Raw genomic sequence first — 14,219 nt, forward strand, 5'->3', positions numbered from 1 at the left:
TATGTCAATAAACACACTATTCGCCATAGGTTTTGCACTGCTTAATTTTATCTTTAAAATACTTTATTTAGATTCAAATTCCCTTGCCGGAGATGAGCCTTTTAGTGTCTATCATGCGCAAATGGATGTACCGTCCATTATTAGCGAATTACTGGCAGGCAACAACCCTCCTTTGTATGAGCTTATTCTCCATTTTTGGATTCGCAGTTTTGGAATTTCAGAATTTGCTGTCAGATTTCCATCGCTGATTTTCAACTCTATAGGATGTTTTTTTATTTTTAAAATAGGTTCGCAGTTTTTCAACCTCAGAACAGGAATTGTAGCAGCTTTTTTATTCGTCTTTTCCAATTATCAAATCTTTTTTGCACACGAGGCTCGAACATACGCACTAATGGGGATGTTCACAATCATCTCGATGTATTGTTTCCTGAATTTAATTCTAAAAACAACCCATAGAACCGGAGCAACTTTCATAGCCTTACTTGCCGCAGACATCTTGTTAATTTACAGCCATTATTTTGGTTTTTTTGTTCTTTTCATTCAGTTTTTCATGATTATTATTGACTCCGAGCTGAGAAATAAATTCGGCAAATATCTCTGGATTGGCTGTGCTATTATAACACTATTTTATCTTCCGAATATTCCGGTAATCATGCACAGATTCTTTGCTTCATCGACCGGCACTTGGGTAAAGGCACCTACAGGAATCAGTGACTTGTACATTATGTTATGGCAATTTTCCAACGCTCCGATTGTTGCAGTGTCGCTCATTTTACTTTTCTTAACCACCCTAACAAAATACATTTTTCGGGAAAAATTAAAATCAATCTTACCACAAAGCAGGCTCATTATATTTTGGTTTTGTATTCCTTTCTTTCTCATGTTCATTATTTCATTTAAGATTCCTATGTTTATGGATAGGTATTTAATGATAGCTGCGAGCGCCTTCACCTTACTTATTGCAATTTGTATAAACTATCTTTTTATAAACAAAAAATGGGTCATGGCTGCTTCTCTATTGATATGCATTTTATTTGCAATTACCTCAAAACCCAATATTACCAATAAAAGAGATATAAAATTTGCAGTTGAGAAAGTAAAAACACTAAAAAGCCCACACTCCATTGTTTTTGTAAGTCCTGACTGGATAGAATTAGGGTTTCTATATTATTACAATATAGACTACTTCAAGACTACTAAAATTAATAAAATCAGCCAAGTATTAATGCAAGACAATATCTATCCTATCAAGGATATTAGCCGCATATCGCCTATTTTGCTTAACAAAGCAGATAAAGTAATATTTATGGATGCAGCGTCTGAATTTTCATATCCCAACAATAAAATTAAGGAAACGTTAGAAAGTTTCTTATCACTTAAGAGTAAAACTCATTTCAAAGAAATCTTTGATATCTATGAGTTTGAAAAACAATAATTCTACAAAGAAATTTTAAAGACCCTGATAGGAAATCCCTCGTTGATTTTGCAGTAAGTACATAATTTTGCACCGAAAGAGATGAAAAGTATTCTGCAGGACATTCAATATGGTTTCAACAAGGGCAATAATTCACTGCGCAAACTGATTATCATCAATGTGGTGGTGTTCATTATCACTTCTATACTTGGCAAATTTCCTTTCACTTGGTCAAAAATTTTTCTTGCAAATCTGGCACTCCCCCATCATTTTCAGGACTTTATTTGGCAACCGTGGTCATTATTTACCTACATTTTTTTACATGCTAATTTCTGGCATCTACTTTCCAATATGCTCTGGCTGTTTTTTATTGGTGACATATTCAGAAGTTTAGCCGGCAACAAACATATTTACCGGACTTTTTTATGGGGAGGAATTTCAGGAGCTATTCTTTATTTGATTGTTTTAAACTTACTTCCATATTATGCAGACATGCCTATATCTATCCGCATGGTAGGAGCCTCCGGAGGAGTAACTTCGGTCATTATTGCCGCAGCGGTATTTACACCCAATTACGAACTCAGACCTTTTGGGTTATTTAATATTCAACTCAAATGGATTGCAATTGTTTTTATTGTTTACAATCTTCTGGCTTTGGGCAATGGCGAAAATGATGGGGGTATTCTTTCTCATTTAGGCGGTGCCTTATTTGGTTATCTTTATGTAAAGTGGATGCGCGGACAACTTCCACTTCCTGATATGAGCGGTATTTTTAAACGAAAGCAAAGTACGAAAAAACCACAAAGAGAATTTAAAGTACATATTAATGCTAATCCAGCAACATCAAAGCCAACAGAGATGTCAAACCAAAGAGAAATTGATATTATTTTAGACAAAATTTCCAAATCAGGCTACGATTCGTTGTCACAAAAGGAGAAAGAAATCTTGTTTAAAGCAAGCAAAGACTTATAGTTCCGTCAATATCATTGGTTTTTTTATGATTTTTCGCCAGAAAGGCTTGGCAAATCAAATAGTGATTATATATTTGCTTCATTAAAATTAACTCTATTTCAAACGCTATAATTTAAAGAATGAAAAGACAATTTACTTTATTTCTGAGCGCACTTACATTAGTCGGTTTTCTTATTACTCAACAAGGTTGTTCAAAAATTTCCATGCAAAAAGCCAATGAGCTAAAAGAAACAAGACAATATGCGCAAGCAGCTGATATGTACACCAAACTTGCTGCCAGCAAAAAACTTTCGAAGGATTTAAAGCAAGAAGCTGCTTATAAAGCTGCAGAGTGTTACAGAAAATCAAACGAATTTGGCAAAGCAAAACGTGCCTATGAAAAAATCCTAAGAAAAGAACCTAAAAACACCGAGGCACTTTATCAGTTGGGAATTCTTACCATGAAAGAAGCTGCTGAACAGACCAATTTGGATATATACAAAAAAGCACGTGAGTATTTCACCAAATACTTAAATGAAGTCCCTGGAGACCAAAATGTAAATCGCAAGATTGCAAGTTGTGATTCTGCAGAGAGTTGGCTCACACAAGAGTCACGCTTTATTGTAACCAATTTCAGAGAACTCAACACCAAATATAGCGACTACTCTCCTATGATATCTGACAAGAAAGATAATGCCATCTTTTTTGTATCAGACAGAGAAGGAGGATATAACAAGAAGAAGATATATGGCGGTACTGCCCGCTTCTATTCAGACGTATGGATGGTAGAACAAGAAAAACTCAAAAGAGGTAATTTCAAGTGGGGTAAACCTAAATTGGTACCGGGTGCCCTTAATGCCAAGTTCAATGACGGAGTGCAAGACTTTGACAGACGATATTCAACGATTTATTTTACAAGATGTAATGGTACTGACGGGAAAACACCTTTTTGTAAAATTTACGAAGCTAAAAAAAGAGGAAATGACTGGGTGGAAGTAACAGTTCTCCCATTCACTGAAACAGATAGCGCAAACTATGCACACCCTGCTTTGTCACCCGATGGCAACAAACTTTATTTTACTTCCGACAGAGAAGGCGGTTATGGCGGTTATGACTTGTATGTGGTTAACTATATTAAAAGAGGACATACATGGAGCGATCCTGTAAACTTAGGCAATACGATTAATACGGAAAAAGATGAAATGTTCCCTTATTACAACTCACATGACAACAGTTTGTATTTTGCATCTAACGGACATATCGGAATGGGTGGCTTGGATATCTTCAAAAGTGAAGGAGCCGGAAATGATTGGATTGAACCTGAAAATTTAAGATTTCCTTTAAACACCGGAGCAGATGATTTTGGGATAACCTTTGATAACAACAACCAATTCCATGGTTATTTTTCTTCAAACAGACCCGGTGGCAGAGGCGAAGAAGATATTTATGAATTTAAGATTCTTCCACTTTACTTTAAACTAACCGGAACTGTAACCGATTGTAAAACCGGCAAACCTCTCCCTAACTCATTAGTTGAAATTACCAACGATTTAGATACCGTGAAGATTTCACTCAGAACTAACGAAGACGGTGATTATGACACAGTGGTATTGGCAGAAAAAGCTACTTACAAAATTTCTGTAACAAACAGAGAAGCATATTACTTTGATGCTGAAGATAACCCAAGAGTAATCACCACCGTAGGATTGAAAAAATCTCATACTTTTATTGAAGATTTCTGTTTAAACCCTCAGTTAGATTTTGCCAAAGTACTTCCAATTTTCTACGATTTAGACAAAGCAAATATTAAACCTGCTGCAGCTAAGGTTTTATCGGATTCTTTATTACCGCTTTTACTTAAATACCCTAAAATAAGAATTGAGTTGGGTTCACATACAGACTGTCGCTCTTCTTATGCCTATAACATCTCTCTTTCACAACGAAGAGCAGACTCTGCCGTGTCTTATTTGATTGGCAAAGGAATTGACCCAAGGAGAATTATTGCAAAAGGTTATGGTGAATCTCAGTTAATCAATGATTGCGCTTGCGAAGGCAGAGATATTGTAGCCAATACTAAATACGATTTGGGATTAAGTCCAATCAGCAATATGCCAATTGTTGCCAAGAAAAAAATCGAATCCGGAGATCAGTATATTTATAAGGCTTATGATCCGAGTGAGATTAAAACAATCAATACTGTGAAATACGTCCCTTGTGATGAATACCAACATTCACAAAACAGAAGAACTACTTTTAGAATCTTAGACGTAAACTTTGACTCCAGTATGAAAGTTGTTCAGACAGACGATCCCAACAACCAAAATGCTCAGATTGTAATTGTAAAATTGGATCAAGAAGGCAACAATTATAAAGGACAGGTATCTGCTAATAATGTACCGGCAGAGGGTCCAACCATTTTTATAGAATCTAATAGATTAGAAATATCTTTGATTGAAGTTAAAAATCTAATAAACAGAAAGGCGCTTACTCCTGATGCACTCAAAGGTGTTACACCACAACAAATCATAAGCGGCAAAATTCCTCCGGGCGCATCTGTAGTCATAAACCCATTATTAATTGGAACTAAAGACTTAGGCAAGGCTTATAACAATGTTGAATTACAAATTAGCACATTCAATGCTTCATTCAGATTTGGATTCAAAGCTTTGGATTCCTTATACGGAATTACATTTAACAAGGAGGAAGGAGAGCTTGCACTCACCCACATCAACAAAGAAGCGATGCAAAACGGACCTATAAATTCCAAGTTGACAACCCCTGAGGAACCCAAAATTGATTGGAACGCAATTCCTGGCGTTATTAAACTAAAAGTAATAGAAGAAAGCGGGGTTAAATACATTTCTGTTATGGTCAATGACAAGGAAGCCATCATGTTTAACTTTGATTTTATGGGCAGAAATACATGGATCGACATCCCTACTGCGGCAAAACTGTATCAATCCAAAACCATAGGAAAAAAGGATTTTGCCGATGGAGATAAATTTAAGGCTGAAGGTGTTAAATTCCCAAGCAATCAATTTGAATTTGAGAAGATGCAATTGGGCGAAACCGTAGTAACCGGAGCTAAATTTAAGATATCCGATAAAGCTGAATATCCAACCTTAGGGAAAGCGTTTTTCAAGCAGTTTAAAGACTGGCACGAAGAAGGAGGATTTATTTATTTGGTACCCAAACCCGAGAGAGGAAAGAAACAATAACAAGGTATGCAAAATAAAGGTTGAATTTACCTTAAAAAGATAGTTTTCATAGTATATGTTTTAGTGTTCAAGCTAAGAGGGCAATAGCCCTCTTTTGCTTTTTATAGCAAAATATCTTCTACATTTGCAGCATGACCGACAGATATGAAAAGAGGGGTGTATCTTCGCAGAAGGAGGATGTACACAAAGCGATTAAAAACATTGACAAAGGCTTATTTCAAAACTCTTTTTGTAAAGTAATTCCCGATGTATTAGGAGGTGATGATGATTATTGCAATATAATCCATGCGGACGGAGCGGGAACAAAATCATCATTAGCCTATATTTATTGGAAAGAAACTGGTGATTTATCTGTCTGGAAAGGAATTGCACAAGATGCCATTGTGATGAATCTAGACGATATGTTGTGCGTGGGAGCAACTCACAACTTCTTACTTTCCAGCACAATAGGCAGAAATAAGGCTCGCATACCGGGGGAAGTAATTGCCGCTATTATAAACGGGACAGAAGAGTTTATTGAATCTCAAAGACAATATGGAGTAAATATTATTTCGGGTGGTGGCGAAACAGCCGACTTGGGAGATTTGGTTAAAACTATCGTCATTGACTCTACCATGACCAGCAGATTAGCAAGAAAAGATGTAATTGAAATCAACATTAAACCGGGCAATGTAATTGTAGGTTTTGCATCCTTTGGACAAGCTACTTATGAGACATTTTGGAATGGTGGGATGGGAAGCAACGGATTGACCTCCGCAAGACATGACGTTTTTCATTCTGACTACCGAACAAAATACCCCGAAAGTTTTGATGAACAAATACCAAGCAATTTAGCTTATACGGGGTCATTAAAATTAACCGATAAAATTTCCGGATTTCCTTATGATGCAGGCAAAATGGTACTATCGCCCACTCGCACTTATGCACCTCTATTAAGTCAAATTTTGAAAATATATAAAAATAAAATAGACGGCATTATTCATTGCACGGGTGGTGCACAGACCAAAGTGCTTCACTTTGCAAACAATGTCAAAATTATTAAAGACAATCTTTTTGAAACTCCAATATTATTTCAAACGATTAAGAACGAATCCGGCACTGACTGGAAAGAAATGTATAAGGTCTTTAATATGGGACACAGACTTGAAATTTATACCGATGCAGAAACAGCCAAATCACTCATGGAGATTGCTGCAACTTTTCAAATTGAAAGCAAAATTATAGGAAGAGTTGAGTCATCGAATAAAAAAGAGCTTCAGATTCACTCTCCTAAAGGGGTGATTAAGTACTAATTGCTTTTGCTAAACTATTCAATTTATTTATTTTTGCCCAATACCCCAAATATGATTACGCACGAGAGTTCATTAATATCTTTTCAAGAACAGATTCAATTTGCTATGAGTGAATTTGACACGAATAAAGTACCATCCGGAAACTTCGACAATATTATTTTGTGTGGATTAGGCGGTAGCGGTATAGGTGGAAGAATTGCCCGAGGTTATTTTCTTCACATAGCCAAATGCCCTATTGAGGTCTATTCCGACTATTTCTTACCAAAGTACATTAACAACAAAACACTGGTCATTTTGTCCTCTTATTCAGGCAATACAGAGGAAACGCTGGAGATGTTTCAAATTGCTCACAACGCCAATTGTCAAATTATTGGAATATGCTCCGGTGGAGAATTAGCCGACAAACTTAAATCAAACAACTACCCTTGTTTTAACGTTCCCAAGGGATATCAACCAAGAATGGCGCTGGGCTTTTCTCTATCCTTGAATCTTTTGATATTAGGTAAAATTTTTGGTATAAACATGCATACTGAACTCGAACATTGCCTGAAATTATACGATGATAAAGAAACGTTAAGAAATAACGCCAAAACTCTATTTAACCAATTAATTCAAAACAAACAGAATCCGATACATATATACTGTGACGAATATTATGCAGGCGTTGCAACGCGTTTCTGTCAGCAGATTCAAGAAAATGCAAAAGGACAAGCGTTTTCCTTTGTATTACCGGAAGTGAATCATAATGTAACAGAAAGTATTTATGGCAGTATGAATGCCAATATTCTCTTTCTAAATTCAGGTCTGAACCCTCGCATCAACAAACGATTTGATTTTTTAGAAAAAGTACTGACAGTCAATCATAATAAAGTTACACATTTAGCGATACAAGGAGCTGATTTGAGCCAATTATTCAAAGTTATCTATATTCTTGATTGGGTGAGTATAATTTTGTCTGAATCCAAAGGAGTGGACAATATGAGAGTGGACAATATCGACCAGCTTAAGAATTTTTTAAAATAGAAGATTAAACAACGAAATGAAATTTGTAACTTATATCAATAACAACCAGGCAACTGCCGGTTTTGTAGTAAACAATAAAATATATCCTATACACTCAATAGACTCTTCACTGCCTAATGATATGCTTACCTTTATCAGAGTTGGAGAAGCGGCTTTGGACAGATTACGTGAGATAGAGAAAGGGGTGTTGTCCGGTAAATATATTGAATTTGCATCAGATTTTGCAGATGCAAAATTATTGGCACCGGTACCCAATCCGGTTAGCACAAGAGATGGATACGCATTCAGACAACATGTTGCAGCAGCAAGGCGCAATAGAAAAGTTGAAATGATTCCCGAGTTTGATGAATATCCGATTTTTTATTTTACCAACCACAATGCTGTTCAAGGTCCCGGTGAAATTCTATGTATGCCTGATCATTTCCAAAAACTCGACTTTGAATTAGAAGTTGCAGTAATATTGGGAAAATCAGGGCGCAATGTAAAAGCAGAAAATGCAGATGATCATATCTTTGGATATACCATCATGAATGATATGAGTGCGCGCACGCTACAAATGGAAGAAATGAAATTGAATCTGGGACCGGCAAAGGGCAAAGATTTTTCTACCGTTATTGGTCCTATATTGGTTACACCGGACGAACTTGCACCCTATAAATCCTCCGCAAAACCTAATCATGTTGGCAATAATTTCAATCTTGACATGAAGTGTTGGGTAAATGGCAAGATAGTTTCATCAGGTAATATGGGTGATATGGATTGGACATTTGCAGAGATAATTGAAAGATGTGCTTATGGCGTTGATATTTATCCGGGTGAAGTCATTGGTTCAGGGACAGTTGGAACCGGTTGTTTTCTAGAACTCAACGGAACCGGATTACTCAATAATCCTAACTACACTCCACAATGGCTACAACCAAATGACGTGGTTGAAATGGAAATTACCGGTTTGGGGAAACTATACAACAAAATCGTTGCCGAGAACTCGGACTTCTCTATTCTGGCACTTAAAAAGAATTGATTTGAGCGCCTCTATATCTATGAGGGACTCTGAACTTATTGGCTGATTACTCTTTTTCTTACAATATAGTTTCCAATGGAAACTTTAACAAAGTACACTCCTTTAGTTTCGGGTAATGTGATATCAATACTGTATGAGCTGACAGTTTGAGAGAATACGGTTTGCCCCATCATATTCACAACTTCGATTTGCGCACCTATCACATCATCGCTAAACTCAACTGAAAAACTTCCGTTATTAGGATTCGGAAAAACAGTAAATGAGTTTTCTTCATAGGGTACAAATACAGACGCAATAGCTTGTTCAATAGAATTACCGTTAATATCCGTTTGCAATAACTTGTAGATATTTTTACCCGGTTTCAGATTAATATCATAATAAACATACGAGTTGTATTCATTACTGTTTCCTCGCGCTGAGACCGAAGTAATTTCTTCCCAAAGTTCACCATCCAGCGACTTGAATATGGTAAAATGACTTGCATTTACTTCCATAGAAGTAGCCCAGTCAAGATAAGCAACTTTGTTATCAAGTTTTGTAGCTCTAAAATACACCAACTCAACGGGAAGTGGCGTGTGCCAAAACGTAAAAATTCCTTTGTTATCGACATTAGAAGCCGGACCGGCTGTATTACCGGAACATCCGTTACAATTTTGACCCGGTGCGCCATTAAGAGTAGTTGTAGTAATATTATTGGTGGGTATAGTTTTGGTGCTGAAAACCACAACACCTTGGCCTCCTGCTCCACCACCTCCATGTGCATCGGAATGGGTAACAGATGAGCCGTTTGCCCCATTTGCAGAAATAGATAATGGACATCCACCGGTCGCATCCCAATTATTGACATTAAACACAATCGTTCCGCCTGCTCCACCACCACCGCCTCCATCATTTCCGGAAGTTGGTTGCGCATCTTCACCATTTGCGCTTATGGATACTCCACCTCCGCAAGCCCCGGTAGTTTTAATAGTATTTGCTTGAATAAAAATTGCACCACCACCCTGAGCTCCTTTTGTAGCTTGGTTTGGAGATTGATTCCCTTGTCCACCACCTGCACCACCTCCAAGGAAGAGTCTGTCCGGAGCGATATATCCTTCAAGTGCTATTCCTCCTATTCCTCCGGATGGATATATACAAAGACCGTTTTGAGAAGGGTTACCACCTCCCCAACCATTCCCTCCCAGACCACCGGCAGAAAAATTACCTCCGCCACCACCACCTGCATTATGATAATTACCACCGCCTCCACCGGTAAGAATTTTACCTCTTCTGTTGTTAAATGTACTGTTTGTATTTTTATATATCCCCTCGCCTTTACTTCCAAGATTATTGGAATTTTCTATATATTTTAGCTCTTCACTTGCTGCACATGCATCGGAAGATGTATTCCATCCTGGTGCACCTCCTCTAAACCCTTGTGCATCAACATTAATATTATGTCCAAGAGTAAGCGTGCTGTCCACAACCATAATGATTGCCCCTCCTATACTTCCATTCCACGCGAATGAAGTTAGGTCAGATGTGGTTGTATAATTGCCAAAATGCCTGATTGATATAGCTTGAACAGATGTATTTACCCCAATATTGTATGTATTATCAATTTTATCAAGTGTAATCTTATAAGGTAAGCCACTGTTTAAAGTAACCCCTGTAATAACACACACTTCAAATTTACCTGCATTGCGAATACTACCTAAATCGCCAAATGTAACTGTATCAAGAGTGTTATTTCCTATTACACTATCTTGCACCTGCCATATCATCAACTTATCACCTACAACAAAAGTGTGGTTAGTGTACTCATATTCACCCGCTATGATGCTTAGTGTAATTTCTTTTGCGCTGTAATTAACAGAAGTTATCTTAGCATAAGCATTAATATACTGTTGTGCAAATGAGGAGAAAGGGGCAATGAGAAGCAAGATAAATAAAAAGGACAAACTATTAACATTTTCTTTTATTGACTTATTCATGAAACTTATTTTAATAATAGAACAATTTATTTTTGCGTTGCAAATATAATAAACATCATATTTATTACAAAACCTATTGCAAACAAAGTATTAACAACAGATTGTAAGAGAGCAATCACGTAAACTGCCTACAATGAAATTTAAATATCCCCAAGTATGAATCTCTCTATAACTTTAGCAAAATGCTCATGTTCTAAAGCATGAATTTTCTCAGCCAAAGTAGCTGCTGTTTCACTATGTGTAATTTCTGTATTGGCCTGAAAGAGAATTCTCCCTTTATCGTATTCTTCATTGATTAAATGAATGGTAATACCTGACTGACTTTCATTATTGGCGAGAACTGCATTGTGAACATTCATGCCATACATTCCTTTGCCTCCATATTTGGGTAATAATGCCGGATGAATATTAATTATCCTGTCATTGAATAACCGTAAAAGATGTAAAGGAACCAACCAGAGAAATCCTGCCAATATGATATAATCAGCCTTGAGCTTGATTAGTTCTGTCTCAACTACATTACTATTAATAAACTCCTGCCTATTGAAAATATATGAAGGAATATTAAAATTGCTCATTCGGTCTATAACTCCTGCGTGAGCATTATTAGTAAACAGTGCTATAACTTCAATGGAATTGTGATTCTTAAAATACTTGACAATTTGCTCTGCGTTAGTACCGCTCCCCGAAGCAAAAATTACAATTCTCTTCCTACTCATTATTGAATTGAATATCCTAATGCTTCCAATATTCTGAGATTTTTGGACTTTGATTTGTTAGGGGCATAGATAAACCCTTCATAGAAGAATATGTATTGGTTGTCTTTTGACAAGACAGCATACAACACGTATGGTCCTCCCATAAATTCTCCTTGTACAGTCCACCACCCTCTGAGTTTTTTTGCATAAAGTCCATTTATAGTCAAATATTCAGAAAATCTGGGATAAATATCTTGGGCTGAGGTTGTCATATATGTTCCTTCTCGCGGTCCGGGAACTTGCGCCTTCATCATGCTGTCTCTATATTTAAAGAGATAGTCGTCATTAAACTGAGATGTATCAACATAAGGAACTCGATAACAGAATATCCCTAATTGTTCATTTGAATACCTTTCACCAAACCAAAAAAACTTACCCGACTTTTTGAGTAATTCAAAATTATCAGTAATTGCTAAGCCTGTCCCCAATTCCTTTTTGATTTGTTTGAATTTAGCATTTGCAGTATCCTGACCGTTCAGAAAAAGGCGATTTTTATAATCCTGCACCTCATTATTATGGAGGGTTGTCAACAGATTATCACGCAACTTAGTCAGTTTCTTGCCCATATATGCAATGTCTTTGGCAAATAGAAAATATATTTTTTGGGGAGAAGCATACTGATTATTCACCATAATTGGCATTCCGTTCTCATCCGCAAATAACCTGTCAATTTCCTCCGGAGCTATATTAGGGATAAAGACTTTAAAATCCGCAAAATTTTCCTTAGTGACTAAAAAAAGAATGGTCTGATATTCCATAAAACTTCTTTTAAACGCATCCTTATTCATTTTAGAAAGTTTAAAATAAGATTCAGACATAGCTAACCAAGGTTGGGGCTCATAAAAAACATCATCAATAATAGAGTCGAGTTCATTGTATAGCTGATCGGGTGCAACTAAAACTAACCTACCCGGCTCACCTTTGGACGTTACTATTTTTGAATCTGTATTAAAGCAAGAAACTAATAAAACTGAAAACAGCAAAAGAAATATATGCCTCATAAATCTTGAGTGTTAGGATATATTCTAACCAAAGTCCCTTTAATTAAATTATCATTTTCTGATATGATATCGTTGTTTTCTAAAGTAGCCTTAATATTACACAATCCTATTTTTTCACAAATAGAAGCCAACGTTTCGTTATCAGTCATTACCACATAATAAGCAAAGTCATTTGACGAGAAATTAAAGTTTATTTCAGGAGCAATATTTCTATGAATTTTGAGTGATTGTCCGGCATGCAACGTCTTTTTTTTCAACCTATTCCAACGCACAATATCATCTGCACTCACATTATATTTTGAAGCAATTCTATAAAGATTTTCTCCCTTATGCACTTTATGATAGACTGTTTTTTTTGCACTTTGAAAATTGTTACCATAGATAGATTTCTCTTGAACCGAGTATATAAAATCCTCCATCTCAATAAACTGCATTGCTGCATAGTAAGGAAGATAGATTCGCTTATCACTATACATTTCAGGCACAAAGTCCATTTTATAAAACGCGTTATATTCGCTTATAAACCCTTCGTCCCAATTCAATAAAACAGAGGCAAGGGTTAGGTTCATGGGCTTAGAAAGTTCAATTGGAACAATCTTGTAATATCTTTCTTCGCAAGTAAATAAAGATTGAAGGTCAACAAAGTTCATCACAAAGACCGCTGCAATAAACTTAGGTACATACTGCTGTGTTTCGCGAGGAAGAAATCTTCTAACAGACCAAAAATCTCTTTTGCCTCCACTACGTGATATTGCTTTGTTTAAATTGCCCGGACCGCAATTATAGGCAGCCAATGCCATAAACCAGTCTCCATAAATAGAATACATGTTTTCGAGGTAGCTGAAAGCCATTTCTGTTGACTTAACAATATCCTTTCTCTCATCAATCTCTCCATTAATCTGTAGATTCATCAACCTACCTGTTCCGGGCATAAACTGCCAAAGCCCTGTAGCCCCACACCAAGATACAGCATTTGGGTTGAGTGCTGACTCAATCATTGCAAGATATTTGATTTCATCCGGCAGTTTGCGCTTATCTAAAATTTCACTAAATATGGGCAAATACGTAAGATTATTAGGCAATGTTTTTGCCATAAAAGAACTTGCCGGGTTAGTCATATATCCTATTTGGCGCGCAATGTCCTCGTTATATCTAAACTCCATGTGACTGCCCAGTGTTTTCATCTTTGCATAGAAAACATCTTCTGTAATGGGTTGTTCAAAAACATTAATTTTCCTTTCTAATTTCGAATCAAACTGAATCAACTGCATAGTCATACTATCAATTCGATTGATAGTATTACATCTAATCCCTCCATCGGTTCCACCATCAGCCCAAACATTCGTGGACGAAAATGCAAACACGATTGTGCATACCAATATTGACTTTAAGAGCATGCCTCTCATAAATATGAAGGATGTAATTTTTTTTTTAGGCATTTGGTTGAAAACGGCAAATCTAATTTTTTATTTTACATATTCTATTTCATCCCTATTTATTTACCGACCTTTACTTCAATTTATCCGACTTCTTTTTTCTACTCCTAATTTATCTACTTTCTCTGAGTA

General features: G+C 36.4%; 10 protein-coding genes and 1 pseudogene. 6 read left to right on the plus strand and 5 right to left on the minus strand.

The genetic code is table 11. The features are described from left to right. The first annotated feature begins 1 nt into the window (after nucleotide 1). The 6 genes from M9892_00690 (at nucleotide 2) to M9892_00715 (ending at nucleotide 8,919) form a co-directional block, all read left to right on the plus strand. The gene (locus M9892_00690) at nucleotides 2-1,435 is read left to right on the plus strand and encodes a glycosyltransferase family 39 protein (protein MCO5252866.1); all 1,434 of its coding nucleotides are present in this window, start codon (nucleotides 2-4) and stop codon (nucleotides 1,433-1,435) included. A gap of 81 nt (nucleotides 1,436-1,516) precedes the next feature. After that, nucleotides 1,517-2,386, plus strand: a complete 870-nt coding sequence (locus M9892_00695) for a rhomboid family intramembrane serine protease (protein MCO5252867.1) — start codon at nucleotides 1,517-1,519, stop codon at nucleotides 2,384-2,386. Nucleotides 2,387-2,505: 119 nt separating this feature from the next. After that, complete coding sequence (locus M9892_00700; protein MCO5252868.1) at nucleotides 2,506-5,583, plus strand: OmpA family protein; 3,078 nt, start codon at nucleotides 2,506-2,508, stop codon at nucleotides 5,581-5,583. Between the two features lie 131 nt (nucleotides 5,584-5,714). Beyond that, nucleotides 5,715-6,875, plus strand: a complete 1,161-nt coding sequence (locus M9892_00705) for an AIR synthase-related protein (protein MCO5252869.1) — start codon at nucleotides 5,715-5,717, stop codon at nucleotides 6,873-6,875. 51 nt (nucleotides 6,876-6,926) lie between these two features. Next, nucleotides 6,927-7,898 (plus strand): SIS domain-containing protein, encoded by a 972-nt coding sequence (locus M9892_00710; GenBank protein MCO5252870.1) that lies wholly within the window; start codon nucleotides 6,927-6,929, stop codon nucleotides 7,896-7,898. 16 nt (nucleotides 7,899-7,914) lie between these two features. Then, nucleotides 7,915-8,919: a fumarylacetoacetate hydrolase family protein gene (locus M9892_00715; GenBank protein MCO5252871.1), complete on the plus strand. Its 1,005-nt coding sequence runs from the start codon at nucleotides 7,915-7,917 to the stop codon at nucleotides 8,917-8,919. 35 nt (nucleotides 8,920-8,954) lie between these two features. Here M9892_00715 and M9892_00720 read toward each other — a convergent pair whose 3' ends face one another. The 5 genes and pseudogenes from M9892_00720 to M9892_00740 all read right to left on the minus strand — a co-directional run bounded on the left by M9892_00720 (nucleotide 8,955) and on the right by M9892_00740 (nucleotide 14,090). Next, the gene (locus tag M9892_00720; GenBank protein ID MCO5252872.1) at nucleotides 8,955-9,413 is read right to left on the minus strand and encodes a T9SS type A sorting domain-containing protein; all 459 of its coding nucleotides are present in this window, start codon (nucleotides 9,411-9,413) and stop codon (nucleotides 8,955-8,957) included. Between the two features lie 537 nt (nucleotides 9,414-9,950). After that, a pseudogene (locus M9892_00725) lies at nucleotides 9,951-10,142 on the minus strand (hypothetical protein). A gap of 890 nt (nucleotides 10,143-11,032) precedes the next feature. Beyond that, on the minus strand, nucleotides 11,033-11,611 hold the full coding sequence (locus tag M9892_00730; GenBank protein ID MCO5252873.1) for a phosphoribosylglycinamide formyltransferase: 579 nt from the start codon (nucleotides 11,609-11,611) through the stop codon (nucleotides 11,033-11,035). After that, nucleotides 11,611-12,651, minus strand: a complete 1,041-nt coding sequence (locus M9892_00735; GenBank protein MCO5252874.1) for a DUF4837 family protein — start codon at nucleotides 12,649-12,651, stop codon at nucleotides 11,611-11,613. Before M9892_00735 ends, M9892_00730 begins: the two co-directional genes overlap by 1 nt. Next, nucleotides 12,648-14,090: a transglycosylase SLT domain-containing protein gene (locus M9892_00740; GenBank protein ID MCO5252875.1), complete on the minus strand. Its 1,443-nt coding sequence runs from the start codon at nucleotides 14,088-14,090 to the stop codon at nucleotides 12,648-12,650. Before M9892_00740 ends, M9892_00735 begins: the two co-directional genes overlap by 4 nt. Nucleotides 14,091-14,219: the final 129 nt, after the last annotated feature.

It is taken from the genome of Bacteroidota bacterium (genome assembly GCA_023957335.1).
GTDB lineage: Bacteria > Bacteroidota > Bacteroidia > NS11-12g > UBA955 > JALOAG01.